Below are 809 nucleotides of genomic sequence, written 5' to 3'. Positions count from 1 at the left end.
AGCTCGCCCGGGTGCTGACCGCGGCCGGGGTCACGGTCATCGACGTCGACCGGCCGGACCGCAAGACCCGGCGGATGAAAGGCAAGTCCGACCCGATCGACTCCTACGCGGCCGCAACGGCCGTACTGTCCGGCCGTGCCACCGGGATCCCCAAGAGCCGGGACGGTGTGGTCGAGGCGGTGCGGGTGCTGCGGACCGCGCGACGCAGCGCCGTCAAGGCCCGCACCCAGGCGATGAACCAGATTCGCGGCCTGCTCGTTTCGGCCCCCGCCATGCTGCGCGAGCAGGTCGCGGGCCTGGAGCGGGCCATGCTGATACGCACCCTGTCCCGCCTGCGGCCCGGCGACGACCTGTCCCGCCCGCTGGCGGCGACCCGGGCCGCACTGCGCCGCCTCGCGCGCCGCCACCAGGCCCTGGACGACGAGATCGCCGAGCTGGACACCGAGATCGGCCCACTGGTCAAGCAGGCCGCCCCCGTGCTGCTGGAGCTGTTCGGTGTCGGACCCGAGACCGCCGGCCAGCTACTGGCCTCGGCCGGAGACAACCCCGAACGCATGAGGTCCGAGGCCGCGTTCGCACACCTGGCCGGGGTCGCGCCGATCCCGGCGTCCTCCGGACGGACCCACCGACACCGCCTTAACCGAGGCGGCGACCGGGCCGCCAACAACGCCCTCCACACCATCGTGCTGACCCGCATGCGCTTCGACGAACGCACCCGCGCCTACGTTGAACGCCGCACGAAGGAAGGGCTCTCGAAGAAGGACATCATGCGCTGTCTCAAGCGATTCGTCGCCCGCGAGGTCTACCGC

The 809-nt window shown here is 72.1% G+C and carries 1 protein-coding gene; it reads left to right on the top strand.

Features of this window, described 5'->3' with window-relative positions; translation table 11 throughout:
• Positions 1-809, top strand: an 809-nt coding sequence (locus tag E6R18_RS33855) for a transposase (protein ID WP_136320685.1), incomplete at both ends; no start/stop codon positions are given.

This window comes from Streptomyces sp. A1277 (assembly GCF_004795015.1).
GTDB lineage: Bacteria > Actinomycetota > Actinomycetes > Streptomycetales > Streptomycetaceae > Streptomyces.
Note: the sequence above shows the minus strand (reverse complement) of the source record. Positions and strands in the feature narration are given on the sequence as shown.